Here is a 24,805-nt window from a genome sequence, read left to right on the forward strand (position 1 = left end):
CGTTCGATAGCGTTCCTCTCGTGCCCCGCCCGCGGAGTTGGACCGACGAGCAGCTCATCGCCGCGGTAGCGGCGAGCAAGAATCTCAAGGAGGTCCACACCCGACTCGGCATCACTCCCGGCAAGTACGACGTTCTGAGGGCGCACATCCGTCGCCTCGGCATCGACGCCTCCCACCTCCCCCGTGCGGGCACCGGCTCACCGCGCTCGTCTCGGCGGTTCCGCGATGAAGACCTCATCGAGGCGGTCAAGCTCGAACGGACGGTCCACGGCGTGCTCCGGCGGTTGGGCTACAGCACGAGCGGCGGGATGTTCCGCTACGTGGTCGCCCACATCCGGCGGCTCGACCTCGACACCTCGCACTTCATGGGCCAGAGCTGGGCCAGGGGCCTTCGGCGTCCGTCCTCGCGGGTGACGCCGCTTGACGAGCTGCTGGTCAAAGGATCCACCACGAGGTCGGGATGGATACGGGAAAGACTCATCGCAGCAGGCATCAAGCCCGCTCATTGCGAGGACTGCGGACTCTCCGAATGGCGGGGATCGCGGCTTCCGCTCTGTCTCGACCACGTCAACGGCGACCACACCGACAACCGCCTGGAGAACCTCCGTATCCTATGCCCGAACTGCCATGCCATCACGGACACGTGGTGTGGCAGAGGAGTAAGCCGGCGTAGCCCAACTGGCAGGAGGCACGATCTTTAGGTGGTCGTCAGTGCGGGTTCGAATCCCGCCGCCGGCACCACAGCTCTACGCGGCCCGCTCGTCCCCCGGCTCCACGTCGGCGACGACGGGGAGCGGCACCACCGGCGCCGGCCTGCGGGCGGCAATCAGCGCCCCGGTGAGCCCGATCGCCCCCGAGCACACCGACACCAGCAGCATCGCCGGGTGCGGGTTGCCCCCCACCGCCGCGTCGCCCAGGATGACGACGCCGATCGTGCCGGGCAGGACGCCCAGCACGGTGCCGATCAGGTACGGCGCGAACCGCACGCCCGAGAGCGCCGAGGCGTAGTTCATCGCGGAGAACGGCACGGCCGGGATCAGACGCAGCGAGATCATCGCGAGCAGGCCGCTGCGATCCAGCCGGGCCCGCACCCACGTCATGAGGCGGTGGTCGGAGTGCTTGCGCGCGAACCGCCCGCCCACGCAGCGGGCCAGCCAGAAGGCGACGGCAGCGGCCAGGGCGGTGCCGGCCACCGCGAGCAGCACGCCGCCGATCCCGCCGAACAGCACCCCGGCAGCCACGGTGAACACGGTGCGCGGCACGGGCGCCACCGTGACCGCGCCCTGCAGCAGCACGAACAGCAAGGGCGCCCACAGGCCCGCGGTCTGCACGGCCGCCCGGATGTCGGGGAGACCCGTGCCGCTGCGGAACAGGAGCACCGCGAGGACGGCGACCGCGAGCACACCCACGGCCGCGGCGATCCGTCCCCATCTCACCCGACCGACGGTACCGAACGTGGGCCCCCGGCCCGGCGCGAAGGGTGGCGCTCGCCACCGGATGTTCACCTGCGCGGCGGCTACGGTGCCCGCGTGACCGATCAGCAGCGCACCCTCGACCTCGATCCCGACGGCCTCGCCGTCCGCCGCGAGGTGCTCGGGCCGGACCACGTCGACGCCGCCCTCGAGCGCGCCGACGCGATCACGGCCGAGTTCCAGGAGATGATCACCCGCTACGCGTGGGGCGGCATCTGGACCCGCCCCGGCCTGGACCGGCGGATGCGCAGCGCGATCACGCTCACCGCGCTCGTCGCGCACGGGCACCTCGCCGAGCTGGAGTTGCACCTGCGCGCGGCCCTGCGCAACGGCCTGTCCCGCGAGGAGATCGTGGAGGTACTGCTGCAGAGCGCGATCTACTGCGGCGTCCCCGCCGCCAACTCCGCGTTCGCCGTGGCCCGCCGCGTCCTGGCCGAACCCGACCCGACCTGACCCGCCGGCCCTCGTCGCAGGCGCACCCAGAGCGCAACATCCGCGCACTGAAACCCCGACTCGCGCGACCGAAACCGCGACTCGCGCGACCGGGACCCCGACTCGCGCGACTGGGGCCCCGACTCGCGGAAGGGGGGCGGCCCCCTTCCCCGCGAGTCGGGGTCTGAGCGCATGCGTGTCGCGCTCTGGGGGTACGTGTGTCGTGACCTGCACCCCGCAACAGCTGGGTGGGCGCCGGTCAGGTCAGGGCGTGCAGGTGCGGGGTCAGGGCGCGCATGGCCAGGCCGCGGTGGGAGGCCTTGTCCTTCTCCGCCGGTTCCAGTTCCGCCGAGGTGCGCTCCTCGCCGTCCGGCACGAAGATCGGGTCGTAGCCGAAGCCGTTCGTCCCGCGGGGGGCGCGCACGATCCGGCCCGTCCACTCGCCGTGCACCACGGTTTCCCGGCCGCCGGGCACCACCAGCGCTGCGGCGCACACGAACGCGGCGCCGCGGCGCTCGTCCGGCACGTCCGCGACCTGGCCGAGGAGCAGCTCGAGGTTGGCGACGTCGTCGCCGTGGCGGCCGCACCAGCGCGCCGACAGCACACCGGGCATCCCGTTGAGCGCGTCGACGGCGAGGCCCGAGTCGTCGGCCACCGACGGGAGGCCCGTCGCCGCCGCGGCGTCGCGCGCCTTGGCGAGGGCGTTCTCGGCGAACGTGGCTCCGGTCTCCGGGGCCTCCGGGAACTCGGGCACGTCGGCGAGACCGAGCACCTCGACGGGGCCGTCCGTGAGCATCCGCTGCAGCTCGGCGAGCTTGCCCGCGTTGCGGGTGGCCAGCAGGACCTTCAGAGCCATCCCGCTACCGCCCCGGCAGGTCGCGCGGGTAGGGCGCCGCCAGCGCCTCGGCCTGCAGGTCGGCCAGCTTCCGGATGCCGGCGAGCGCCACGTCGAGCATCGCGTCGAGGGTGCTGCGGGTGTACGTGGCGCCCTCGCCCGTGCCCTGCACCTCCACGAGGGTGCCGGTGTTGGTCGCGACGATGTTGGCGTCCACCTCGGCGCGGGAGTCCTCCTCGTAGGGCAGGTCGAGGCGCACGCGCCCGTCCACGACCCCGACGCTGACGGCCGCGATCTGGCACGACAGCGGCTTCGGGTCGGCGAGCGCGCCGTGGGCGCCCAGCCAGGTGACGGCGTCGGCCAGCGCCACGTAGGCGCCGGTGATCGCGGCGGTGCGGGTGCCGCCGTCGGCCTGCAGGACGTCGCAGTCCAGGGCGATGGTGTTCTCACCGAGCGCGGCGAGGTCGATGCACGCCCGCAGCGAGCGGCCGACCAGCCTGCTGATCTCCTGGGTGCGGCCGCCGACGCGACCCTTCACCGACTCGCGGTCGTTGCGGGTGTTCGTGGCCGAGGGCAGCATCGCGTACTCCGCGGTGACCCACCCCAGCCCGGAGCCCTTGCGCCAGCGCGGCACGCCCTCGGTGACGCTGGCCGCACACAGCACCTTCGTGTCCCCGAACTCGACGAGCACCGAGCCCGCCGGGTGCTTCTGGAAGCCTCGGGTGATCGTCACCGGGCGGAGCTCGTCGTCGGTCCTGCCGTCTGCGCGTGTCACGCGGCCACCCTATGACCCGGTCGATTGAACCGAGCGCCGCGGTGCGACGTTGAACAGGACATGTGGGTCATCGACGGCATCCCGCTGCACCCCCTCGTCGTGCACGCGGTGGTCGTGCTGCTGCCGCTGGCCGCGCTGGGCGCCGTCGTGATCGCGGTCCGCCGGTCCTGGCGCCGCGCGCTCGGGGTGCCGGTGCTGCTCGTGGCACTGGCCGGGGTGGCGGCGGTGCCGATGGCGACCACCACCGGCACCCAGCTCTGGACGGCGCTGGGCGGCCACAACCCGCTGATCGACGTCCACGCGCAGCGCGCCTCGTGGGTGCTGCCGGTGGCGCTGATCTTCCTCCTGCTGCTGGCGGGAGCCGTGCTCACCGAGCTGGCGACGGCCCGCGCCGAGGCAGGGCTGCACGCCCGGACGACGACGGCCACCCGCGCCCGGGTCGCGACCGGGCTCTCGGTGCTCGCCGCGCTGGCGGGTCTCGCGGTCACGGCCGTCGTGGTGTGGGTGGGGCACGCCGGATCGGTCGTCGTGTGGCAGGGGATCGGGCAGTAGTCAGACGTCGTAGGCGGCGTCCGGCGCCACCAGCTCCACCGGCCCGTCGAAGGCCGCCTTCGCCTCGACCAGCAGGTCGTCGCCGGAGAACCACGCCGGCACGTGCGTGAGCAGCAGCCTGCCGACGCCGGCGGCCGTGGCGTGCTCGCCCGCCTGCCGGCCGGACAGGTGCACGCCGGGCGGCTGCTCGCGGTCCGTTCCGGGCACCAGGTGCGGCCAGGTGGCCTCGCACAGCAGCACGTCGGCGCCGCGGGCCAGCTCGACGAGCCCCGCGCACGGCCCGGTGTCGCCGCTGTAGACGAGGCTGCGCCCGCCCGCCTCGACGCGCAGCGCGTAGGCCTCGCAGGGGTGGTCGACGCGGCGGGCGGTGAGCCGCACGCCGGCCACCGCGGCGCTGCCGCCGTCGGTGAGGGGGTGGAAGGTGAAGACGTCGGTGAGGTCGGTCTCGGCGCGCTCGGCGGCCGAGGGTGCGTAGGCCGCGGCGAAGCGGTCGGGCGCCTCGGCGGGGGCGTGCACCGGGAGCGGGCGCGCCGTGGGGTCGTGCGGCGGGCGCGGGTGGTAGCGGCGGTGCACCACGAGCGCCGCGAAGTCGGCGCAGTGGTCGGGGTGCAGGTGGGAGAAGGCGACGGCGTCGAGGTCCCACGGGTCGAGGTGGCGCTGCAGCGCCCCGAGCGTGCCGTTGCCCAGGTCGAGCACGAGCCGCGCTCCCCCGGCCTCGACGAGGTAGCCCGACGCCGGGGAACCCGGCCCCGGCCCGCTGCCCGAGCACCCCAGCACGATCAGCCGCATGCGCAACGCTAACGCGGGCGGCGCGTGTGCCGCAGCCACCAGAGCCCGATCAGCGGCAGCACCAGCGGGATGAACCCGTACCCGCGCCCGTAGATCGACCAGACGGTGTCGTCCGGGAAGTCACCCTGGTCGAACACGGTGAGCGTGCCGACGACCAGCACCCCGACCAGCTCGAACCCGACCGCGGCCCACGCCAGCCGCCGCGCCCCGGGCCCGTGGCCGGCCAGCCCGATCGTGGCGAGGATGTAGACGACGCCGGCGAGCGCCGAGAGCAGGTACGCCAGCGGCGCCTCCCCGAACCGGGTGGCGATCTGCACGCCGGCCCGCGCGGTGGCCGACAGCGCGAACACCCCGTAGACGGCGATCAGCACCCGCCCCGGCCCGGAGGAGGTGGCGCGGCCGGGCTCAGCCACCGGGCACCCACAGTCCGTCGAGCCGCCAGACGGCGACGGCGGTGGCGATCGCCCCGACCGCGACCACGGCCCCACCCCACCGCGTCGGCTCGGCGGTGGCGAACTGCGTGGCGATCGGCAGCACGCACACCGACACGACCAGGTAGATGAGGAACGTGCTGGTCTCGGGCAGCGCCGTGCCGGCGAACACCTGTACGGCGGCGATGGCGGCCTGCACCACGAGCAGCGCGACCGCGACCCCGACCGCCCGCTTGGTCCACACGTCCGGCGCGCGGCCCAGCACGGTGAGGACCACGCCGTAGACCGCGAGCGCCACCAGCGCGACGAGTACAACGACGACGAGAGCGCCGATCACGCCGCGACGCTACCGGAGGGCGGCGGGCGCCGCGCCGCCCGCCCGCCGACGCAACGAACGGCACTTTCGTTGCTACCTAGCCGACGAACGTGCCGTTCGTCGGCAGCGAGCGCCGGCCGGCGAAGCCATGATCAGAACTTCGGCGCGTTCCCGGGTGGATTGCGCCCGCGAACGCGCCGAAGTCTCGATCATGCGCCCGGCACAGCCGCTCAGGGCCGGGCCTTTCCCGCAGGGACACCCGCGCGAGCAGCGAACCTTCGGGCACCTGCCCTGCAACGACCGCCGTCCGAGCGCCGAGACCCACTCGAACCCGTCGAACCGTTAACAGGTGCAAACGTTTCACCTCGGTTCAGTGACTCCGCTTCGATGACCAGTTACCGTGCGTTCACGGGAGGGAGCCCGAATGCGACACCGTATAGCTTCCGTGATCGCCGCTACGACAGTCTGTGTCTTCGCGGCGACAGCAGAAGCCTCAGCAAAGCCACCCCCTTCCAGCCCAAGCCCCCTGCAGTGCCTCGAGGCATTCATCGACACGGAAGCCGACTACGTCGGCGAGGGCTGGACAGAGGCACTCGTCGAGGGCCCACCCTCCGCAGGCCCGCTGAGCATTTTCGATTCGACCGATCGAGAATTCCGCCTCTACTGCGGCGACGAGATGTCCGGCGTGGTGCACATCGCCGATCCAGACACAGCGGGCACCGGAACCGGGCATCCGATCAGCGCGGAAACTGCGGATCAGTTCCTGACGTGTTGGCGCCGGACGATCGCCAGTGGCGAACGAAATCCGCAAGGTGACGGACGGTCGCGGTTCGTATTGGAGTACCGTGAAGGCGAGTATGCAACAGCGATCGTCGACGACGAGCGACGGTTGACGTACACACTTTTCACGCGCTCGTCCGATGGAAGTAGCGACTGGGGAGGATGCATCATTCACCGAGCATGACCACCCCATCGACGCGTGGAGTGCGCAGTGTCACGAGACTGCGTAGTATCAGGGAAGTGGAGTCGCGCGAAGATCAGCCGCGGTATTTCCGACCTGCGCTGGTGGGCAGGCAGAATGAAACCTACCTCGTAGTCGATGAGGTCCAACCCTTCGCCGTTGCGCTCAGCGAGCACGGGAACGTGCTTGGCGAGATCTCCTGGAACCATCTCGAGCCGCCGAAGGCGTGGAGTTGGCCACCGCGCGAGATCGTCGTAGACGACTCCTCGGCCTGGGTGCGCGACCTTCCGGACGGCCCGGTTGTCCGCATCACCCGGTCGTCAGCCGCGGAATGGCACGCGACACCCACCGATCCCGCCGAGATCCCCGACACAGCTCGCCGCAAGCGATCGCGCTTCGCGATGCCCAGGGCCGTCCGCGTGGTCGGCGAGAGACGGTGGGCGTACACACCACGCCTCGACGGGTTCCAGTGGGAGGCATCCGTCAACACCGATCAACTGGGCGAGGACCGGGGGTCCTGGGCACTTGGGCCTGGCTCGATCACGTGCGTCGCGGAGACCGAGGGCGCAGCCGCCGTGTGCATCCGGCGGGCGGCCAAGCGCCCGTGGGACTTCCACGCCGACCACGAGATGTTCCTCCTCGAGGCAGGCCACCCGCACGCTCGCACAGCCCTGAGGCGCGACAGCATCGATATTCGGGACAGAGCCTGGGACGCTCCGCAGGTCGACGCCACGTCCGCTGTTTCCCGCTACCTGCCCTACACCCTTTCCGAGGCACAGGCTGCGAGACGTGAAGGAGCAACGGAAGTCAGCATCACGATCGAGGAACCCGACAACCGTCCTCTCATCAAGATCACTTTTACTCTGGACGGCAGGCGCTACGAACGGGTCGACGAACCGATCGACGAGTTGGGAAGGCTCGCGGGCGGCTTGCGCGACCTCGGCATCTTCCTCGCCGAGGACCTCCGCGCACCGGAGATCCTCCAGCGTCCACCGACCGCCGACGGTGTGATCAGGATCTGAGTGCGCCGGCCGGCGAGCCCATGATCAGCGGTTGGGTCATGGGCTCGCCGCGGGGGCCGGGAGGCCTGCCACCGCGCCGATCTCCGGCCCCAGGAACCGGCGGCCCAAGCGGCGGAACGGCTCCGGGTCCCCGGTGGCGAGGAAGCGGTGCGGCGGGGGCGGCGAGCCGGTCGGGTCGCGGGCGAGGTCGTGCTCCATCAGGACGCGCACGAGGTCCTTGGCCGTCTCGTCTGCGCTGGAGACGAGCGTGACGTCCGGGCCCGCCACGATCTGCAGCACCCCGGCGAGCAGCGGGTAGTGCGTGCAGCCGAGCACCAGGGTGTCGACGCGGGCCTGCTGCAGCGGCGCCAGGTAGCTCTGCGCGAGCCCGAGCACCTGGCGGCCGCTGGTCATTCCGCGCTCGACGAAGTCGACGAAGCGCGGGCACGCCGCGGCCGTGACCTCCACGCCGGCGGCGGCGGCGAAGGCGTCCTGGTAGGCGCCGGAGGCGATCGTGGCGCTGGTGCCGATCACCCCGACCCGCCCGCTGCGGGTGGTGGCCACGGCCCGGCGCACGGCGGGCCGCAGCACCTCCACGACGGGCACCGGGTAGCGCTCGCGGATGTCGGGCAGGCAAGCCGCCGTCGCGGTGTTGCACGCCACGACCAGGGCCTTGATCCCCTGCTCCATCAGCGCGTCGCCGACCGCGAGGGCGTGGCGCCGCACGTCGGCGATCTTCAGCGGCCCGTACGGGCCGTGCGAGGTGTCCCCGACGTAGACGACCTGCTCCGCAGGCAGCTGGTCGATCACCGCGCGGGCGACGGTGAGGCCGCCGACGCCCGAGTCGAAGATGCCGATCGGGGCATCGGGGTCGGGGGCCACCCCCCGATCCTAAGGACCCCTACGCGGCCCGACCCGTGCGCCGGTCGGCCCCGGCCACCAACCGCGCGGCCAGCAACCCGGTCAGCGCCCCGAACAGGTGCGCCTGCCAGGACACCCCGGGCTGACCGGGAAGCACGCCGAACAGGATGCCGCCCCAGACGAAGAACAGGCCCACGGCCAGCAGGATCTGCAGCCCGCTGCGGGCGAAGAACCCGCGCGTCAGCAGGAACACCAGCCAGCCGAAGATCAGCCCCGACGCCCCGATGTGGACGCCGCCGTCGTAGCCACCGGTGAGCCACACACCCAGGCCTCCGAGCACCCAGATCAGGGCCGTCACCATGGCGAACTGGCGGAACCCGCCCGCCAGCGCCAAGAACCCGAACACCAGGAACGGCACCGTGTTGGCGATCAGGTGCGCCCAGTCGTCGTGCAGCAACGGCGCCCACAGCACGCCGTCGAGCCCGTCGAGCTCGAGCGGCTCGATGCCGTTCTCCTGGATCTGCTGACCGCTGACGGTGTCGACCGCCTCGATCACGTAGAGCGCGGCCGTGAACAGGAGCATGAACAGCACGGACCGCAGCGGGGCGCGGGGCAGCACGCGGGCCATCGACGGGCGGGGCACAGGCGCGGGGGCGACCATGCCTTCGAGGCTACGCAGGAGAACGGCCGGAGGCGATGCAGGAGTGTGAGCGACGCCACTTCCGACCAACCGTGAGCCGGGGCACCGGCGTCCTCCACCCGAGGGCCGCGGCGCGGTCCGACGGCAGATCGGGGGGTCCGTCATGACACGCACGACAACCGCAGGACGCGCGGCTCGCGTCCTCTCGGCGGTAGGCCTGGTCGGCGCGGCCCTCCTGGCCGCGCCGGGCGTCGGGGCGGCTCAGGAGCCTGACGTCGTCAGCGCCGACGCCGACGTCGACGGGGACGGCGCGGCGAACCCGGTGACCTTGCAGCAGGTCGCGCCGGGCACACAGCTGCTGCGCGTCGGTCTGGCCGATGAGTTCGTCGATGCGCAGGTGAGCGGCGACGAGACCCTGCCGCTGATCGTCCCGTTCGTCGTGGACGTCAACGGCGACGGGCGCGACGAGCTGATCCTCGCGAGGTCCCTCGGCGCCAACACCACCACCTTCGAGGTGTGGAGCCTCGACGACGGGCGCCTGCACGCCGTCACCACCGAGGACGGGGCCCCGTGGTGGCTCTACGAGGGCGGCGGGGTGTCGGCCATCGGCGCGTACGGATGCGTGCCCGGCACGCCGGGGCGACAGCTGCGCGACGTGCAGGCCCGTCTCGACGACGCCGCGTCCGGCGACGGGACGACCCGCTACGACGGTGCGGTGGTGACCTACGCCGTCGCAGGCGGGGTGGCCCACCCGGCCGCGACCGAGCCCCTGCAGGACGTGACGCGCGACGACCCGCGGGTGCAGGTCGATCCCGCGACCTGCGCACCGCTCGACTGACGACGGCGCTTCACGCCCAGAGGTGCCCCTCGATGCCCTCGGCGGCGTCGTCCAGCTCGCCGGAGTAGGCACCGGTGGACAGGTACTTCCAGCCGGCATCCGCGATGATGATCACGATGTCGGCACTCTCCCCCGACCCCGCGGCCTTCTCCGCGACCGCAAGCGCCGCGTGCAGGATGCCGCCGCTGGAGATGCCGGCGAAGATGCCCTCCTGCTCCACGAGCTGGCGGGTGCGGCGCAGGGCGTCGTGGGAGCCGACGGAGTAGCGCGCCGTGAGCACGTCCGGGTCGTACAGCTCCGGGACGAAGCCCTCGTCGAGGTTGCGCAGGCCGTAGACCAGCTCGCCGTAGCGCGGCTCGGCGGCGATGATCTGCACGTCCGGCTTGTGCTCGCGCAGGTAGCGGCCGGTGCCCACGAGCGTGCCGGTGGTGCCCAGGCCCGCGACGAAGTGGGTGATCGTCGGCATGTCCCGCAGGATCTCCGGTCCGGTGCCGCGGTAGTGCGCCTCCGCGTTGGCGGGGTTGCCGTACTGGTAGAGCATCACCCAGTCCGGGTGCTCCGCGGCCAGCTCCTTGGCCATCGCCACGGCCTGGTTGGAGCCGCCCGCCGCGGGCGAGGAGATGATCCGCGCGCCGTACATCTCCAGCAGCTGGCGCCGCTCGAGCGAGGTGTTCTCCGGCATCACGCAGACCAACGAGTAGCCCTTGAGCTTGCAGGCCATCGCCAGCGAGATGCCGGTGTTGCCCGAGGTGGGCTCGAGCACGGTGCAGCCGGGCGTGAGCACGCCGTCCGCCTCGGCCTTCTCGATCATCGCGAGCGCGGGGCGGTCCTTGATGGATCCGGTGGGGTTGCGGTCCTCCAGCTTCGCCCACAGCCGCACGTGCGGGGCGGGTGAGAGCGACGGCAGGCCGACCAGCGGGGTGTCGCCGACGGCCTGCAGCAGGGAGTCGTACCGAGCCATGACGCCTCCTGTGACGGGCCCGGGGTGGGCCGGGACGAGCCCGGCCCGTCCCGGATCAGCGCATGCCGCCGGCGACGGCCGGCAGGATCGTCACGGTGGAGTTCTCGCCCACCGGCGCCTCGAGGCCACCGGCGAAGCGCACGTCCTCGTCGTCGACGTAGATGTTGACGAAGCGGTGCAGGTTGCCGTTGTTGACCAGGCGACCGGCGATGCCGCCGTGGCGGGCCTCCAGGTCGTCGATCACCTCGGCGACGGTGCTGCCCTTCGCCTCGACGGACTTCTCACCGCCGGTGTGGGTGCGCAGGATGGTGGGGATGGACACGGTGACGGCCATGCGGATGCTCCAGGTGTTCGGTCGTGGCGGTGTCGGAGACGACGTCAGGCGTGGTCCGGGACGTCATCGGCCCCGGTGTGCGAGAACATGTAACTCTCCACGACCTCGACGTCTTCCTCGGTGACGACACCGTCCACGATCCGGAACGACCGGAACTCGTGGGTGGCGGGCTCGCGCGTCGACACGAGCACGTAGTGCGCCTCGGGTTCGGAGGCGTAGGAGATGTCGGTGCGCGACGGGTAGGCCTCCGTGGCGGTGTGCGAGTGGTAGATCACCACGGGCACCTCGTCGCGGGAGTCCATGTCGCGGTAGAGCCGCAGCAGGTCGCCCGAGTCGAACTCGTAGAACGTGGGCGAGCGGGCGGCGTTGAGCATGGGGATGAACCGCTCGGGGCGGTCGGATCCCTCGGGTCCGGCGATGACGCCGCACGCCTCGTCCGGGTGGTCCCGGCGGGCGTGGGCCACGATCTCGTCCACGAGATCGGCTCGGATCACCAGCACACGTCCAGGGTACGTGCCGTGGCCGCCCGCGTGCACTCCACGCGGGACGGCTCACATCCCGACGGTCAGCGCACCTGCATCCGCGCCTGCACCAGCGCGTCCTGGACGAACGTGAGCCAGTGGTAGACGCCGAGGTGGGCCGAGCGCGGGTCGTCCGGGCCGAGGTCCTCGGGCATCTCCTCGCTGACGTCGAGGGCGGTGCCGAGCGCGAGCCGCACGTCGTTGAGCGCGGTGAGCCACGCATCGGCCTGCTCGGGGGTGAGCTCGATGCGGCCCCCGTCGTCGGGCAACGTCTCCTCGACGAGAGCGGCCGCCGCGTCCTTCGCCTCGATCAGCTCCGGCTCGTGCAGGGACCGCATGCCGGCGGCGAGGTCGGCGTCCTCGGTGGTGAAGTCGGGCAGCAGCCGGGCGAGCACGCGGTCCTCGGGCCGGCTGGACGGCCCCGTGCGCATGCCGGTGAGGACGGCCAGCTCGTCGGCGGGGTTGTCGGCGGTGCGGCCGGCGAGCATCTGCCGGATCTCCGCGATCAGGCCGCGCAGGACCGCGGCCTCCTGCGGGTCGAGCGACCCGACGAGCCGCACCTTGGCGCCGCGGCCCGACTTCTTCCACCCGTTCACCGATTCCCGCCGTTCATGAGCGCTGCATGGTGGCCCAGAGACCGGCGGCGTGCAGCTTCGCGACGTCCGCCTCGATCTTGTCCTTGTCGCCGGACGACACGGCCGCCTTGCCCTTGTGGTGCACGTCGAGCATCAGGGCGGTGGCCTTGGGCTCCGGGTAGCCGAACAACTTCTGCAGCACGTAGCTGACGTAGGACATGAGGTTGACGGGGTCGTTCCACACGATCGCCTGCCAGGGGACGTCGGCCGTCGAGTCCTCTGCGACGTCCGACTCCACCTGACGCGTGGGTGCGGGTAGCGGCGCGGCCATGGTCTCCATGGTGACACCTCCCCCGTTCGGGGTGCACGGCACATAGGCTCTCGAACCATGACTGGCAGTCCGTCGTCGGCCGGGGTGTCCACCGCCCTGTTCACCGACCGGTACGAGCTGACGATGGCGGCCGCGGCGCTCGCCGACGGCACCGCGCAGCGACATTGCGTGTTCGAGGTCTTCGCCCGCCGATTGCCCGAGGGCCGCCGCTACGGCGTGGTCGCCGGCACCGGACGGCTGCTGGAGTCGATCGCGCGGTTCCGGTTCGGCGAGGAGGAGCTGGCGATGCTCGCCGACGTCGTCGACGACGCCACCCTCGCCTGGCTGGCCGAGTACCGCTTCTCCGGCGACGTCGACGGCTACCCCGAGGGCGAGCTGTACTTCCCGGGCTCGCCGATCCTGACGGTCACCGGCACGTTCGCCGACGCGGTGCTGCTGGAGACGCTCGCCCTGTCCATCCTCAACCACGACAGCGCCGTGGCCTCGGCCGCGGCGCGCATGGTCACGGCCGCCGCAGGGCGACCGATCATCGAGATGGGGTCGCGCCGCACCCACGAGGCCGCCGCCGTCGCCTCCGCGCGGGCCACCTACCTCGCCGGGTTCACGACCACGTCCAACCTCGAGGCGCAGCGCCGCCACGGGATCCCGACCGCCGGCACCGCCGCGCACGCCTGGGTCCTGCTGCACGACGACGAGCTGACGGCGTTCACCAGCCAGGTCAAGGCCCTCGGCCCGGACACCACCCTGCTCGTCGACACCTACGACATCCGCCGCGGCGTCGAGCTCGCGGTGGAGGCCGCGGGCACCGGGCTCGGCGCGATCCGGATCGACTCCGGGGACCTGGGCGAGCTGGCCCGCCAGGCCCGCGACCAGCTCGACGCGCTGGGGGCCCGGAACACCAAGATCGTGCTGTCGGGCGACCTCGACGAGTACGCGATCGCCTCGCTGCGCGCCGAGCCCGTCGACTCCTACGGGGTCGGCACGTCCGTCGTCACCGGCTCGGGCGCGCCGACCGCCGGGATGGTCTACAAGCTCGTGGAGGTCGACGGGAGGCCGGTGGCCAAGCGCAGCTCGTCGAAGGAGTCGCGTGGCGGCCGCAAGTCGGCGGTGCGCAGGTACAAGCCGACCGGCACCGCCATCGAGGAGGTCGTCCACACCGCGGACGTCGACGTGGCGGTCGGGCCGCACGACCGCGTCGTCCCGGTGCCGATGATCCGCGGCGGGGAGCAGGTGGCAGGGCTGCCGACGCTCGAGCAGTCCCGCGAGCACCTGTGCGCCGCGCTGGTGTCCGTACCGTGGGAGGGGCTCAAGCTCTCCCGCGGCGAGCCCGCTCTGCCCACGGTGTTCGAAGGGATGTGACCGCGTGCGCGCGCTCATCGTCGTCGACGTGCAGAACGACTTCTGCGAGGGCGGATCCCTCGCCGTGCAAGGCGGGGCGGCGACGGCTGCCGCGATCTCGGCGTGGATGCGCGACGGGGGGTACGACCACGTGGTCGCCACCCGCGACCACCACATCGACCCGGGATCCCACTTCTCGGACACCCCCGACTTCGTCGACAGCTGGCCGCCGCACTGCCGCACGGGCACGCCCGGGGCGTCGTTCCACCCGGAGCTGGACGTGGCGCCGCTCGAGGCCGTGTTCAGCAAGGGCGAGCACGACGCCGCCTACTCGGGGTTCGAGGGCACCGACGCCGGCGGCACGGGTCTGACCGACTGGCTACGCGGCCACGGCGTCGACACGGTGGAACTCGTCGGCATCGCCACCGACCACTGCGTGCGCGCCACCGCCCTGGACGCCGTGCGCGCGGGCTTCAACACGACGGTGCTGCTCGACCTGTGCGCCGGTGTGGCGCCGGAGACCACCGGGCGGGCGCTGGACGAGATGCACGCCGCCGGCGTCCGGATCGCCCAGGCGGTGCCGGGCACCCTGGAGTGGCGGTCCGCACCGTGACCCACCGGCCGTGAGTGGATACGGGTGCCTGGGCACCCGTATCCACTCACGGCCCGGAGGCGATCAGACCGAGCGCATCCGCCACGGCTCCAGCAGGGCGCCCAGGTCGCCCACCACCCCGTCCTCGTCGAGCACGCGGTGCGAGCCCACGGCGTCGGCGAGCCCGATGCAGCGCGGGCCGTCGAACAGGCCGCAGGCGTAGCGGGCGGTGGTCTCGTCCAGCTCGACGACGCCGACGCGCAGCTGGTAGATGCCCGGGTAGCGCACCTGGTCGACGTACTGCACCGACAGCGAGCTGGGCGCGAGCCCGTCGAGGGGCCCGCCGCTCGGGTAGCCGAGGACGTCGGTGTGCAGCTCGGCGAGGCCGTCGAGGTACCAGCCGGCCAGCGCGACGTTGTTGACGTGGCGGTTCGTGTCGAGGTCGCCGAAGCGGGTGCGCACGTCGAGCCGGAACGGGTAGTTCTCGCGCACGCGCCGGGCCGGGTCGCTCTCGGGACGCGCTGCGGCCGGGCCGTCGACGCGCAACCCCTCCAGCGCCGCGATGGCGGACGCGGGCAGCGGGGCCGGGCGGCCGTCCGCGGCGTGGACGCTGACCGACTCGCCGGTGGCCACGCACTCGTCGTCGGCGAAGACGGCGTACGAGTAGGAGAACGAGGACGTGCCGACGTGCGTGACGCCGAGGCCGATGCGGTAGCTCCCGGCCACGCGCAGCGGGGCCAGCACGTCGACCCGCACCGAGGCGAGCAGGAGCTGCGCCCGGGCGGGCAGGTCCGCGCCGAACCGGCTGCGCTCGACGGAGACGCGGGCGTCCTCGAACCACCGCACGAGGGCGTCACGACCGATGCGACGGCTCGGATCGAGGTCGCTGTAGCGGGCGTCGTGCTCGAGCACCACGGGGTAGGACGACGGGGAGAGCAGGAGTTGCGTGGACGTCACAGCGCCATGATGGCGCCAGTACCGCCGCGGCGGGTTACGGGTAGTTGTTCATCACGTGTGAACCGCGCTACGTGGGTTCCGGTGGTTCCGCCACGGCGCCCGGCACCCTTTCGGTAACCTCCCCAGGTGCCTACCGCGACCCAGATCCCCGGCGTTGCGGAGTTGTTGGAGGCGGCGGTCTCGGCGGTCGGCGGCCAGCGGCGCGAGGGGCAGGACGCGATGGCCCAGGCCGTGCGCAAGGCCCTCACCACCGGCGAGCACGTGGCGGTGCAGGCCGGCACCGGCACCGGCAAGTCGCTGGCCTACCTGGTGCCCGCCATCCACCACGCGGCCGCCAAGGGCACCACCGTCGTCGTCTCCACGGCCACGATCGCGCTGCAGCGCCAGCTCGTCGATCGGGACCTCCCCCGCCTGGCCAAGGCGTTGAAGCCGCTGCTGGGCCGCACACCCACGTTCGCGATCCTCAAGGGCCGCCGCAACTACCTGTGCCTGAACAAGCTGCACGGCGGCGACGACACCGACCCCGGTGACGAGCTGTTCGACCCGTTCACGATCTCCGCGATGGGTCGCCAGATCAAGCGGCTGCACGAGTGGGCCGACACCACGAAGAAGGGCGACCGCGACGAGCTCGTGCCCGGTGTGCCCGACGCCACGTGGCGGCAGGTGTCGGTCACCGCGCGCGAGTGCCTCGGCGCGGCGAAGTGCCCGGTGGGCGAGGACTGCTTCGCCGAGATGGCGCGGGCCGAGGCGGGCAAGGCCGACATCGTCGTCACCAACCACGCCCTGCTCGCGATCGACGCCCTCGAGGGCCGCCCGGTGTTGCCCGAGCACGACGTCGTGGTCGTCGACGAGGCGCACGAGCTCGTCGACCGCGTCACCGGGGTGGCCACCAACGAGCTCACCGCCGGGATGATCAGCGCCACCGCGCGGCGCCTGGGCAAGCTGGTCGACCAGGCCGTCGCCGACCGGCTCGCCGAGGCGGGTGAGGGCCTCGCGTTCGTGCTGGAGGACCTGCCGCCGGGCCGCTGGGACTCGCTTCCCCGCGCCGCGGCAGGCGCGCTCTCCGCGGTCCGCGACGCGGCCGGCTCGTGCAAGCAGGCGCTGGGGTCCGATCGCCGGGAGGAGCCCGAGGCGGCCGCCGGGCGCAAGATCGCGCAGGCGTCGCTGGACGAGGTGGCCGACACCGCGGTCCGCCTGCTCGGCGCGTTCGACGAGGACGATCCGGCCAAGCGCCGCGACGTCGTCTGGCTGGCCGAGCACGGCCCCGACGGCGCCCGCCACAAGGGGCTGCACGCCGCGCCGCTCTGGGTCGGCGGGCTGCTGCGGGAGCGGCTGTTCGGTCGCTCCACCGTGGTGCTCACCTCGGCCACGCTCGCGCTGGGCGGCAACTTCGACGCCCTGGCGCGGCAGTGGGGGCTGCCGCCGGAGAAAGCGGCGGCGGACTCCACCGACCCGGTGCCCGACCCGGACGCGCCCAAGTGGTCCGGCCTCGACGTCGGTTCCCCGTTCATGCACGCCAAGAGCGGCATCCTCTACGTGGCCAAGCGGCTCCCGCCGCCGGGCCGCGACGGCCTGCCGCCCTCCTACCTGGACGAGATCGCCGGGCTCGTCGATGCCGCCGGCGGGCGCACGCTGGGCCTGTTCTCCTCGATGCGCGCGGCGAAGCAGGCCACCGAGGCGCTGCGCGGCCGGCTGGAGACACCCTTGCTGTGCCAGGGCGAGGACTCCACCATGCAGCTGGTCAAGAAGTTCGCCGAGGACGAGGCCACATCCCTGTTCGGCACGCTGTCGCTGTGGCAGGGCGTCGACGTGCCCGGGCCGTCGCTGTCGTGCGTGATCATCGACCGGATCCCGTTCCCCCGGCCCGACGATCCCCTGGTGGCGGCCCGGCAGCGCGCCACCGACTCCCGCGGCGGCAACGGCTTCCTGTCGGTCTCGGCCACCCACGCGGCCCTGCTGCTCGCGCAGGGCGCCGGGCGGCTGCTGCGCGGCATGGACGACCGCGGCGTCGTCGCGATCCTCGACTCCCGCCTGGCCACTGCCCGCTACGGCGGCTTCCTGCGCGCGAGCCTGCCGCCGTTCTGGGCCACGGAGGACCGGGAGAAGGTGCACGCCGCCCTGCGGCGGCTGCGCGGAGCCTGAGGCCCGAGCCGATCGAACGAACGGCACTCTCGTACGCACCTATCGAACGGAAGTGCCGCTCGTCCGGGACGAGGGCCGGCCCGCCAGCGCGATCGTCAGCAAGTCCCGCAGCTGCTGCTGCTGACCGACGTCCAGCGCGGCGAGCGGGGAGTCCTGCTGCACCTGCTGCAGGAGCCTGCGGCGGACGGCTTCGCCTGCCGGCGTGAGCACCAGCGTCCGGACGCGGCCGTCATCGGGGTGCGGGCGCCGCTCGGCGATCCCCTTCTCCTCGAGCCGGTCGGCGAGCAGCGTGACGTTGGACGGGTCGCAGTGCAGTCGGCCGGCCAGCTGCCGCAGCGGCGCCGGGTCGGCGTCGGGGTCGAGCAGCCACACGAGGTTGGCGAGCGGGTTGGTGAGGCCGAACTCACCCACGACGTCCTGCAGGTCCGCGGCGACCGCCGTGGCCAGGTCGAGCACCTGCTCGAGGAGGACGACGACGGGGTCGGCAGCAGACACGCCACTGAGCGTAGCTTGACAATCTCCTTGAGCCTCTCAAGTATCTACTTGAGAGGCTCAAGTATAGGAGACAGCATGAGCACCTGGGACCCGAGCGACGTCCCCGACCAGCACGGCCGCCGCATCGTCGTGACCGGGGCCGGCAGCGGGCTCGGCCTCGTCGTCGCGCGCGAGCTCGCCGGGCGCGGGGCGCACGTCGTGATGGCGGCCCGCGACGTCGCGAAGGCCGGCCGGCACCGCGACGCCCTGCGGGCCGAGCACCCCGCCGCCGCGGTCGACGTCCGGCCGCTCGACCTGCTCGACCTGCAGTCCGTCCGGGCCTTCGCGGCCGAGGTGGCGACCGAGCCGATCGACGCGCTGCTGAACGTCGCCGGCATCGCGGGCGCGCCGCTGCGCCACGACGCGCACGGCCGCGAGAGCCACTTCGCGACCAACCACCTCGGCCACTTCGCGCTCACGGCGCTGCTGCTCGACGCGCTCGGCCGGGGACGGGAGCCGCGTGTCGTCACCGTCTCGTCGGGGCTGTACCGGGTCGGTCGGTGGGACCCCGACCGCGACGACCACCTGACTGGCGGCGCCCGCTACAACCCCATGCGTGCGTACGCGCGCTCGAAGCTCGCGAACATGCTGTTCGGACTGGAGCTCGACCGACGGCTGCGCGGCGCGGGCTCCCCGATCCACAGCCTGCTCGCCCACCCGGGGATCGCGCGGACCCCGATGAACACCGCTCCGCGGGAGATGCCGGTCGAGCGCCTCGTCGCCTCCCTCGTCGGCCGGGTGGCCCGCACGCCCGAGCAGGGCGCCCTGCCCATCCTGTACGCGGCCACCGCCCCCGGCCTGGAGGGCGGCACGTTCGTCGGACCCCGCACCGAGTTCCGCGGGCCGGTGCGCGTGGAGCACCTGCCGATCCGCCGGCCGGCCGACGACCGGCGGCTGGCCGAACGGCTGTGGGCGGAGTCGGAGGAGCTCACGGGCGTCCGACCCGCGCTGCTGTCACCACGCGCGAGCTGAGACCGAGGAGGCCTCGGTTACATGGGGCGACGAAACCCGCAGCCGACGACGCTCTCGGTCACATTTGAGATCTGCCGTCCGGCGGGCCGTAACGGTTGCCGCTCGGTCAACGACTCGAAATCCGTTGGACGGCTCCTGCGCTCCACTGTTGCGCAGAGTCGGCTGGCAAGCCCGCGAACTCGGCCGGATACCGGCCGGGTGGCTGCAGTCCGTCGTCGTCCTCGATCTGGCGAAGGTTTTCGATGTTCTGGTTCGTACTCGTATGTGGCTGGGGGCTGACAGCGGCGGCGATCGCGCTGGTATGGATCCATGTCCGGCCAGGACGTGATCTGCTGGTCGGACTGGGGATCGGGGCCCTCGGCGGCCTACTGTGGCCCCTCACGATCTGGGTCGCCGTCGGCGCCTTGTTCTACACGCGCGCCGCACGTCGGTCGGAGCGAGCGCCGACCGATCCCGCGTTGATCGCCGGTAAGATCCAGCAGGCACAAGCCTATGCTCAGCAGGCCGAGATCGAAGGTATGGCCACCTCGGCTCAGTACTGGCACGCAGAGGCACAGCGCATCAGCGCGGAGCAGCAGGAGCGCTCGTCCGACATCACGCATCCGGCAGCAACAGCATTGATCGTGCTGGGATCGACGATCGCAGCATTGGGCACCATCGGTCTCCTGTGGTTCACAGCGCCATGGCCCGAACCGGTCGCTCTGGCCACTGCGCCGCCGCCATCTACGGGACAGGTACCGGGGGGTCCGTCGCCGGCCCGGCTGGATGAACCGGGCAGAACTGAGCTCGGCAACATCGCCAAACGGTACGGCGAGCTGGCACGTCTCATCGGGGATGACGGGAACCTCATCGCGGAGTTCACTCTCGGGACTCCGACCCCCGCTACCTGCAATCCCTACGCGCAAGAACCAGACAACGGCCGTTTCATCCGGCTCCCGATCTCGCTCAAGACCTACGACGACCCGACGGATCAGCTCGTTCTGTTGAACCTCGGCAGCCCGTGGGAGTACGTCAGCACCGACAACCGCTCGCTAGAGGCTTCCACGAGCGCAGCCGGATCATGCGCGTACGACGTCCCAGCCCCACTCGGGCCGAACCGAAACTACGATTTCGAGGTCGTCCTCGACGTCCCTGCCGCTCCAGGAGCGCTGGTGCTGAATGCGCTCTTCGACGACGGCGGCTGGGAGTGGAGCTACCCCGGGTCGTGACCGCTGGCGGAGGGTGAGAAGCGGGACAGAACCTCGTCGTGGTCAGGTCAACGCCGTTGATCGCGGGTATGGGTTGTCCATCGTCTCCGTGAGCCGGTGCGCCGAGGCCCAACCTGCCCAGACGCCGCGGATGCCCTGCGTCACGTGGGTGTGCGTCCTGAGCACGGACAGCAGCGCCACGTGCTGCCTCAGCGGGAGGGTTCCCTGTTCCGGCGGCGCGTTCCAGACGCCCGAGGGGTCGTCGAAACCGTTCTCGAAGTCGTTGATGTGCAGGCCCACCAGCGCGTCGAAGTGGGCGGCGCTGTGCACATCGGAGCCCCGTGCCCGTGCCACCTCAGCCCAGGACACCTCCCGGACCGCCTCGTCGTCCTCGGTCCAGTAGGCCGGATGGAGAACCTCCCGCCACGCGAACGCCGGCATTCGCCCACCGAGCTCGCCGAGGGTGGGGCGAGCCTCGGCGAGCACCGAGAGCCACTCGACGTCAGCGAGTGCAGCAGGACTCCAGAGGTCGACGGTCACCGTCGTAATCTCGCAGACGGAGCCCGGTGATCGTGCGGAGTTGCTCAGGTGGCGTCGAGCTGCGCGAGCAGGTCGCGCTCCGTGCCCCGCTGCACGGGGAACGCCCCGACGAGCAGGTGCCCCGCCCCGGAGCCGTCGCGCAGCAGCACGGCCAGCACCAGCTCGCCCATCCTCGGTGTCGGCCCCGCGGGCAGCGCGACGTCGGCGTGGGAACCGTCGCGCAGGTCGCGCAGTGTGAGCCCCGCACCGGAGCGGATGCCCTCCACCTCGTAGACGCTCGGCCGGGCCGCCGCCCACTGCGCCGCCAGCTCCGCCTCGTCGGCCGGCAGCAGCGGTCCGCGGTCGGCGAGGAACCACGCGAACCCGCCGTCGTGGCCCAGCACCGCGTCCACGACTTCGGGAGCGTCGATCGCGTCGACGTCGAGGTCCTCGGCCCACCGGACGAGCAGCCGGCTCGCCACGCCGCCGCGGCGCTCGACGTAGCTGCGGGCCTTGTGGTGCAGCCAGCCGACGCGGTCCGGCAACGGTGCCTGCGCCGAACTGCCCCGGTGGCACTGCTTGTACTTGCGGCCCGATCCGCACCAGCAGGGGTCGTTGCGGCCGGGTTCCGGGCCGGCGGCCGCGAACGGGGCGACCGCGACGAGGTCGGGGTCGTCGGCGGGCACGTCGATCGCGCGCCAGCGGCCCGCGGCCGCGGCGGCGTCACCCCGATCCGACTCGTACCAGGCGAGCCGATCCTCCACCAGGTCCCAGCCCTCGTCCGCGAGCGCCGCGGCGCGCAGGTGCGACTCGGCGTCCAGCACGCGCCCGTCGCGCTCGGCCGCCACCGCGGCGACGTAGCGGGCGACCGCCTCCCGCGGGGAGCGGCCGGCCACGGCGACGAGCCGGTCGGCGAGCGCCACCGTGGCGCGTACCCGTTCCGCGTCGTCGTCGTCGGGTCCGTGCAGCAGCTCCTCGACGACGGCGTCGAGCACGTCGGCGTCGGCCAGGAGCGCGAGTGCGGCCCGCAGCGCGGACGTGTCGTCCGGGTCGGCGAGCAGCGTGCAGGCGTGGAGCGCGGCCTCCCGCTGCTCCTCGGTCTCGAGGCCGGTCGCCAGCCGGAACTCCCGGTCCGCGGCTTCGGCCTCGGCCCACACCGACTCGTCGTGGGCGAACTCCTCGCCACGACGCAGCAGGCCCGCGGCGGCGGCGAGCTCGATCAGGGGCGGTCGCGGCTCGGCGAACGCGGCCCGGTCCCCGTGCAGGAGGCCGAGGACCAGCAGCTCCGCGGACACCGGGAGGCCGGGTTCCTCGAGTTCTGCCTCGTACACCCGGCGCAACGCCGCCACGAGCGCCGGCGGCACGACGGGTTCGTGGTCGAGGACGGAGAGCGACACGGCGCCGTCGGTGACGCGCACGGCGAGGAGCGCGCCGGCCGGGAGCTCGGCGAGCCAGCCGGGCGGCCCGCCCCACTGTGCGGGCTCGTCGCCCTCCGCCTCGTCCACGTGCAGGGCACCGTCGGGGGCGCGCGGGGCGGGGTGACGCAGGAACCCGGCGAGATCGGTGCCGAGGTCGAGGTGCTCGTCGGCCAACTCGTCGGCGGTGACCCGGTGGGTCAGCACGATCCCGTCGGTCAGCGCCGGCGCGTGCACGACGACGTCGGGCACGAGCATCGCCAGCGGGCCGGCCGGGTCGTCGAGGACGTCGTCCGACACGAGATCGACGAGCTCCTCGGAGGTGGCGCCCGGCTCGGGACCGAGCCGCGTGGCGACGAGCCGCGTCAGCTCGGAAGCGCTGGTCGCCACCCGCTCGCGCGCCACCTCGCAGTACGCGGTCCGCGCCGCCTCGTACCGCGCCGCCTCCCTGTCCTCCGGAGTCGGTTCGGGTGCGGGTGCGGTGCGGCCGACCAGCAGCCGTTGACGGGAGCGGGGCATCAGCGGGCGATCGTCGTGATCGTGCCCGGCGCGACCTCGGTGTACCCGGCGTCGGGCACCGCCACCGCCTCGCCGCGCCTGGCCTGGTCGCACAGCCGCGCCCACTGCTCGCCGTCGGCGTCACGCACCGCGAACGGCGGCACGGACGTGAGGCCGCGCGCCGCCGCGTAGAGCATCGAGGCGTGCCCGACCTGCGCGGCGGCCTTCCCGACCGTCATCTCCAACGCCGCGTTCACCCAGATCACCGGCACGTCGGGCGGCGGCGGGCCGGGGTCGTCGGGTTCCAGTTCGGTGCCCCCGATCTGCAGCCGGGAGACGATCCGCGCGACGTCGTCCACCGGCCCCGGCAGCAACGCCCTGGCCTCGGCGCCACCGACCGAGCACGTGACGCCCGGCAGCTCCTGCACCGCGGCCCAGTGGGCGCCCCGGGCGCGCCGCGCGATCTTGCGGATCTGGGTGGAGACCCAGATCGTGACGGCGTCGTGCCACTCGCCACCCGGCTGGGCCCGGGGGTCGAGGCAGAGAGCGAGGGCCGCGGCGGCCGCGGCCTCCAGCACCGGCGTGCGCGCGGCCGGCGGGCGCTCCAGCCGCAGCACGACCGGCATCGCGCGCACGACGCCGTCCGACACGGGTGCGCTGTCCCGGACGTAGCGGTCGGCGAGCGGTGCCAGGACCGGCGCCTCGGCGAGATCGTCCACGCCCCCCACCAACGCGCCCGGGTGGCTCACGCTTCCCGCGGAGCCGGTCACGCGATCGGGACGCGCCGCAGCACACCCTCGGCGGCGTCGGCGCGCTCCACCTCGTCGCGGGTGATGCCGAGGACGAACAGGACCACGTCCAGGTACGGGTGCGAGAGCGCGGTGTCGGCCACCTCCCGCAGGGCGGGCTTCGCGTTGAACGCCACCCCGAGGCCCGCGGTGGAGAGCATGTCGATGTCGTTGGCCCCGTCGCCGACGGCGACGCACTGCTCGAGCGGCACGCCGGACTCGTCGGCGAACCGGCGCAGGGCGACCGCCTTGCCCGGCCGGTCGACGACCTCGCCCACGACCCGGCCGGTGAGCCGCCCGTCGACGACCTCCAGCTCGTTGGCCGCGCAGAAGTCGAGCCCGAGCTCGTCCACGAGACCGGAGATCACGCGCGTGAAGCCGCCGGACACGACCCCGCAGCGGAACCCGAGCCGCTTGAGGGTGCGGATCGTGGTGCGGGCACCGGGGGTGAGCTCCAGCTCGGCGGCCACCTCGTCGAGCACGCCCTCCGGCAGCCCCGCGAGCACGGCGACGCGCCGGCGCAGCGACTCGGTGAAGTCCAGCTCGCCGCGCATCGCCTCCTCGGTGACCGCGCGGACCTCCGCCTCGGCGCCCGCCCGGGCCGCGAGCATCTCGATGACCTCGCCCTGCACGAGCGTGGAGTCGACGTCGAACACGATCAGCCGCTTGCTGCGCCGCGACAGCCCCGCCCGCTCGACGGCCACGTCGACGCCCGCGTTGCGCGCCACCTCCACGAGCCGCGCGCGCAGGGTGCCGGGCGGGTGGTTCTCGCTACCGCCCCCCGGCTCCGGGGACACCAGCAGCTCCAGGCCGGTGACGGGGTAGTCGGCGACGCGGCGGATGGCGTCGATGTTCGCGCCGACGTCGGCCAGCGCCTGCGCCACGGCACCGAACGCGCGGGCCGTGATCGGGCGGCCCAGCACGACGACCACGTGCGTGGAGCGCCTGCGGGCGGCGGGGTCGTCCCGCACCTCGAGCGAGGTGTGCACCTGCATCGAGATGCTCGCCATCGCCTGCTCGACGATCTCCTGCAGGTCCTCCGGGTCGTGGTGGGCCACCACCACGACCCCGAGGGTGAGCCGGCCGCGGACCACCACCTGCTCGACGTCGACCAGGTCGACCCCGTGCCTGGTCAGCGCCGCGAAGAGCACCGAGCTGACCCCGGGCCGGTCCGGGCCCGTGACCGTGATGAGGACGCTGGTGCCCGTGTCGGTCATGGTGGCAAGTCTGTCGTGCGG

At 72.8% G+C, this 24,805-nt stretch carries 30 protein-coding genes and 1 tRNA gene; 12 read left to right on the forward strand and 19 right to left on the reverse strand.

The genetic code is table 11. The features are described from left to right. Positions 1-20: 20 nt before the first annotated feature. Both CFP66_RS02965 and CFP66_RS02970 read left to right on the forward strand, forming a co-directional pair. Positions 21-701 (forward strand): HNH endonuclease, encoded by a 681-nt coding sequence (locus CFP66_RS02965; RefSeq protein WP_094920168.1) that lies wholly within the window; start codon positions 21-23, stop codon positions 699-701. Next, positions 664-741, forward strand: a tRNA-Leu gene (locus CFP66_RS02970). The genes CFP66_RS02965 and CFP66_RS02970 overlap by 38 nt, the downstream gene beginning before the upstream one ends. A gap of 5 nt (positions 742-746) precedes the next feature. Here the strand turns inward: CFP66_RS02970 and CFP66_RS02975 are convergent. Beyond that, positions 747-1,436, reverse strand: coding sequence for a TVP38/TMEM64 family protein (locus CFP66_RS02975; protein ID WP_094921453.1), 690 nt, complete (start codon positions 1,434-1,436; stop codon positions 747-749). Between the two features lie 93 nt (positions 1,437-1,529). On the opposite strand from CFP66_RS02975, the gene CFP66_RS02980 reads away from it, so the two are divergent. After that, positions 1,530-1,925: a carboxymuconolactone decarboxylase family protein gene (locus CFP66_RS02980; protein WP_094920169.1), complete on the forward strand. Its 396-nt coding sequence runs from the start codon at positions 1,530-1,532 to the stop codon at positions 1,923-1,925. Positions 1,926-2,163: 238 nt separating this feature from the next. On the opposite strand, the gene rdgB is transcribed toward CFP66_RS02980, so the two are convergent. Together rdgB and rph are read right to left on the reverse strand one after the other, a co-directional pair. Continuing rightward, on the reverse strand, positions 2,164-2,760 hold the full coding sequence (gene rdgB, locus CFP66_RS02985) for an RdgB/HAM1 family non-canonical purine NTP pyrophosphatase (RefSeq protein ID WP_094920170.1): 597 nt from the start codon (positions 2,758-2,760) through the stop codon (positions 2,164-2,166). A 4-nt stretch (positions 2,761-2,764) separates the two neighbouring features. Next, on the reverse strand, positions 2,765-3,514 hold the full coding sequence (gene rph, locus CFP66_RS02990) for a ribonuclease PH (RefSeq protein ID WP_094920171.1): 750 nt from the start codon (positions 3,512-3,514) through the stop codon (positions 2,765-2,767). A 60-nt stretch (positions 3,515-3,574) separates the two neighbouring features. Between rph and CFP66_RS02995 the strand changes: the two genes are divergently transcribed. Further along, complete coding sequence (locus tag CFP66_RS02995) at positions 3,575-4,066, forward strand: DUF2231 domain-containing protein (RefSeq protein ID WP_094920172.1); 492 nt, start codon at positions 3,575-3,577, stop codon at positions 4,064-4,066. Here the strand turns inward: CFP66_RS02995 and CFP66_RS03000 are convergent, their stop codons facing one another. The 3 genes from CFP66_RS03000 to CFP66_RS03010 are packed head-to-tail and all read right to left on the reverse strand — an operon-like array spanning position 4,067 to position 5,623. Beyond that, a complete protein-coding gene (locus CFP66_RS03000) occupies positions 4,067-4,855 on the reverse strand; it encodes an MBL fold metallo-hydrolase (RefSeq protein ID WP_094921455.1) in 789 nt (262 codons plus the stop codon). It lies immediately after the preceding gene. A gap of 8 nt (positions 4,856-4,863) precedes the next feature. Continuing rightward, on the reverse strand, positions 4,864-5,268 hold the full coding sequence (locus tag CFP66_RS03005) for a hypothetical protein (RefSeq protein ID WP_094920173.1): 405 nt from the start codon (positions 5,266-5,268) through the stop codon (positions 4,864-4,866). Beyond that, complete coding sequence (locus tag CFP66_RS03010; protein ID WP_094920174.1) at positions 5,261-5,623, reverse strand: hypothetical protein; 363 nt, start codon at positions 5,621-5,623, stop codon at positions 5,261-5,263. Before CFP66_RS03010 ends, CFP66_RS03005 begins: the two co-directional genes overlap by 8 nt. 424 nt (positions 5,624-6,047) lie before the next feature. On the opposite strand from CFP66_RS03010, the gene CFP66_RS46950 reads away from it, so the two are divergent. Together CFP66_RS46950 and CFP66_RS03015 are read left to right on the forward strand one after the other, a co-directional pair. Further along, positions 6,048-6,566 carry a hypothetical protein gene (locus tag CFP66_RS46950; RefSeq protein ID WP_143517085.1) on the forward strand — a complete coding sequence of 173 codons (519 nt, stop codon included), beginning with the start codon at positions 6,048-6,050 and terminating at the stop codon, positions 6,564-6,566. 56 nt (positions 6,567-6,622) lie between these two features. Continuing rightward, positions 6,623-7,585, forward strand: a complete 963-nt coding sequence (locus CFP66_RS03015) for a hypothetical protein (RefSeq protein WP_094920175.1) — start codon at positions 6,623-6,625, stop codon at positions 7,583-7,585. 36 nt (positions 7,586-7,621) lie between these two features. On the opposite strand, the gene murI is transcribed toward CFP66_RS03015, so the two are convergent. Both murI and CFP66_RS03025 read right to left on the reverse strand, forming a co-directional pair. Next, positions 7,622-8,446, reverse strand: coding sequence for a glutamate racemase (gene murI / locus CFP66_RS03020; RefSeq protein WP_094920176.1), 825 nt, complete (start codon positions 8,444-8,446; stop codon positions 7,622-7,624). 19 nt (positions 8,447-8,465) lie between these two features. Then, a complete protein-coding gene (locus CFP66_RS03025) occupies positions 8,466-9,086 on the reverse strand; it encodes a rhomboid family intramembrane serine protease (protein ID WP_198961216.1) in 621 nt (206 codons plus the stop codon). A 142-nt stretch (positions 9,087-9,228) separates the two neighbouring features. Here CFP66_RS03025 and CFP66_RS03030 point away from each other — a divergent pair, with 142 nt between their 5' ends. Further along, positions 9,229-9,903, forward strand: coding sequence for a hypothetical protein (locus CFP66_RS03030; protein WP_233159100.1), 675 nt, complete (start codon positions 9,229-9,231; stop codon positions 9,901-9,903). Positions 9,904-9,913: 10 nt separating this feature from the next. Here the strand turns inward: CFP66_RS03030 and CFP66_RS03035 are convergent, their stop codons facing one another. The 5 genes from CFP66_RS03035 to clpS form a co-directional block, all read right to left on the reverse strand. Next, positions 9,914-10,864 carry a PLP-dependent cysteine synthase family protein gene (locus CFP66_RS03035; RefSeq protein ID WP_094920178.1) on the reverse strand — a complete coding sequence of 317 codons (951 nt, stop codon included), beginning with the start codon at positions 10,862-10,864 and terminating at the stop codon, positions 9,914-9,916. Positions 10,865-10,919: 55 nt separating this feature from the next. After that, the gene (locus tag CFP66_RS03040) at positions 10,920-11,198 is read right to left on the reverse strand and encodes a MoaD/ThiS family protein (RefSeq protein ID WP_094920179.1); all 279 of its coding nucleotides are present in this window, start codon (positions 11,196-11,198) and stop codon (positions 10,920-10,922) included. Between the two features lie 44 nt (positions 11,199-11,242). Beyond that, a complete protein-coding gene (locus CFP66_RS03045) occupies positions 11,243-11,698 on the reverse strand; it encodes a Mov34/MPN/PAD-1 family protein (protein WP_094920180.1) in 456 nt (151 codons plus the stop codon). 65 nt (positions 11,699-11,763) lie between these two features. Further along, entirely contained in the window at positions 11,764-12,315 is a 552-nt protein-coding gene (locus CFP66_RS03050; RefSeq protein ID WP_094920181.1) for a DUF2017 domain-containing protein, read from the reverse strand. Between the two features lie 13 nt (positions 12,316-12,328). Then, entirely contained in the window at positions 12,329-12,625 is a 297-nt protein-coding gene (gene clpS / locus CFP66_RS03055) for an ATP-dependent Clp protease adapter ClpS (RefSeq protein ID WP_094921458.1), read from the reverse strand. 57 nt (positions 12,626-12,682) lie between these two features. Here clpS and CFP66_RS03060 point away from each other — a divergent pair, with 57 nt between their 5' ends. Together CFP66_RS03060 and CFP66_RS03065 are read left to right on the forward strand one after the other, a co-directional pair. Further along, positions 12,683-13,984, forward strand: a complete 1,302-nt coding sequence (locus CFP66_RS03060; protein ID WP_094920182.1) for a nicotinate phosphoribosyltransferase — start codon at positions 12,683-12,685, stop codon at positions 13,982-13,984. 4 nt (positions 13,985-13,988) lie between these two features. Beyond that, positions 13,989-14,576: an isochorismatase family protein gene (locus CFP66_RS03065; protein ID WP_094920183.1), complete on the forward strand. Its 588-nt coding sequence runs from the start codon at positions 13,989-13,991 to the stop codon at positions 14,574-14,576. A gap of 63 nt (positions 14,577-14,639) precedes the next feature. Here CFP66_RS03065 and CFP66_RS03070 read toward each other — a convergent pair whose 3' ends face one another. Continuing rightward, positions 14,640-15,512: a thioesterase family protein gene (locus tag CFP66_RS03070; RefSeq protein ID WP_094920184.1), complete on the reverse strand. Its 873-nt coding sequence runs from the start codon at positions 15,510-15,512 to the stop codon at positions 14,640-14,642. A gap of 126 nt (positions 15,513-15,638) precedes the next feature. On the opposite strand from CFP66_RS03070, the gene CFP66_RS03075 reads away from it, so the two are divergent. Further along, positions 15,639-17,654 carry an ATP-dependent DNA helicase gene (locus tag CFP66_RS03075; protein ID WP_094920185.1) on the forward strand — a complete coding sequence of 672 codons (2,016 nt, stop codon included), beginning with the start codon at positions 15,639-15,641 and terminating at the stop codon, positions 17,652-17,654. A gap of 39 nt (positions 17,655-17,693) precedes the next feature. Here the strand turns inward: CFP66_RS03075 and CFP66_RS03080 are convergent, their stop codons facing one another. Beyond that, positions 17,694-18,149: a MarR family winged helix-turn-helix transcriptional regulator gene (locus tag CFP66_RS03080; RefSeq protein ID WP_094920186.1), complete on the reverse strand. Its 456-nt coding sequence runs from the start codon at positions 18,147-18,149 to the stop codon at positions 17,694-17,696. Positions 18,150-18,224: 75 nt separating this feature from the next. Between CFP66_RS03080 and CFP66_RS03085 the strand changes: the two genes are divergently transcribed. Together CFP66_RS03085 and CFP66_RS03090 are read left to right on the forward strand one after the other, a co-directional pair. Beyond that, on the forward strand, positions 18,225-19,160 hold the full coding sequence (locus tag CFP66_RS03085; protein ID WP_094920187.1) for an SDR family NAD(P)-dependent oxidoreductase: 936 nt from the start codon (positions 18,225-18,227) through the stop codon (positions 19,158-19,160). 242 nt (positions 19,161-19,402) lie between these two features. Next, the gene (locus tag CFP66_RS03090; protein WP_094920188.1) at positions 19,403-20,368 is read left to right on the forward strand and encodes a hypothetical protein; all 966 of its coding nucleotides are present in this window, start codon (positions 19,403-19,405) and stop codon (positions 20,366-20,368) included. 42 nt (positions 20,369-20,410) lie between these two features. Here CFP66_RS03090 and CFP66_RS03095 read toward each other — a convergent pair whose 3' ends face one another. From CFP66_RS03095 to serB, 4 genes are read right to left on the reverse strand one after another with little or no spacing between them, the layout of a single operon-like run. Continuing rightward, a complete protein-coding gene (locus tag CFP66_RS03095) occupies positions 20,411-20,887 on the reverse strand; it encodes a hypothetical protein (RefSeq protein WP_094920189.1) in 477 nt (158 codons plus the stop codon). 44 nt (positions 20,888-20,931) lie between these two features. Beyond that, positions 20,932-22,800, reverse strand: a complete 1,869-nt coding sequence (locus tag CFP66_RS03100) for a YecA family protein (RefSeq protein WP_094920190.1) — start codon at positions 22,798-22,800, stop codon at positions 20,932-20,934. Continuing rightward, entirely contained in the window at positions 22,800-23,498 is a 699-nt protein-coding gene (locus tag CFP66_RS03105; protein WP_369804949.1) for a peptidyl-tRNA hydrolase, read from the reverse strand. The genes CFP66_RS03100 and CFP66_RS03105 overlap by 1 nt, the downstream gene beginning before the upstream one ends. 47 nt (positions 23,499-23,545) lie before the next feature. After that, positions 23,546-24,784: a phosphoserine phosphatase SerB gene (gene serB / locus CFP66_RS03110; RefSeq protein ID WP_094920191.1), complete on the reverse strand. Its 1,239-nt coding sequence runs from the start codon at positions 24,782-24,784 to the stop codon at positions 23,546-23,548. Positions 24,785-24,805: the final 21 nt, after the last annotated feature.

The sequence above is a fragment of the Pseudonocardia sp. MH-G8 genome (assembly GCF_002262885.1).
GTDB lineage: Bacteria > Actinomycetota > Actinomycetes > Mycobacteriales > Pseudonocardiaceae > Pseudonocardia.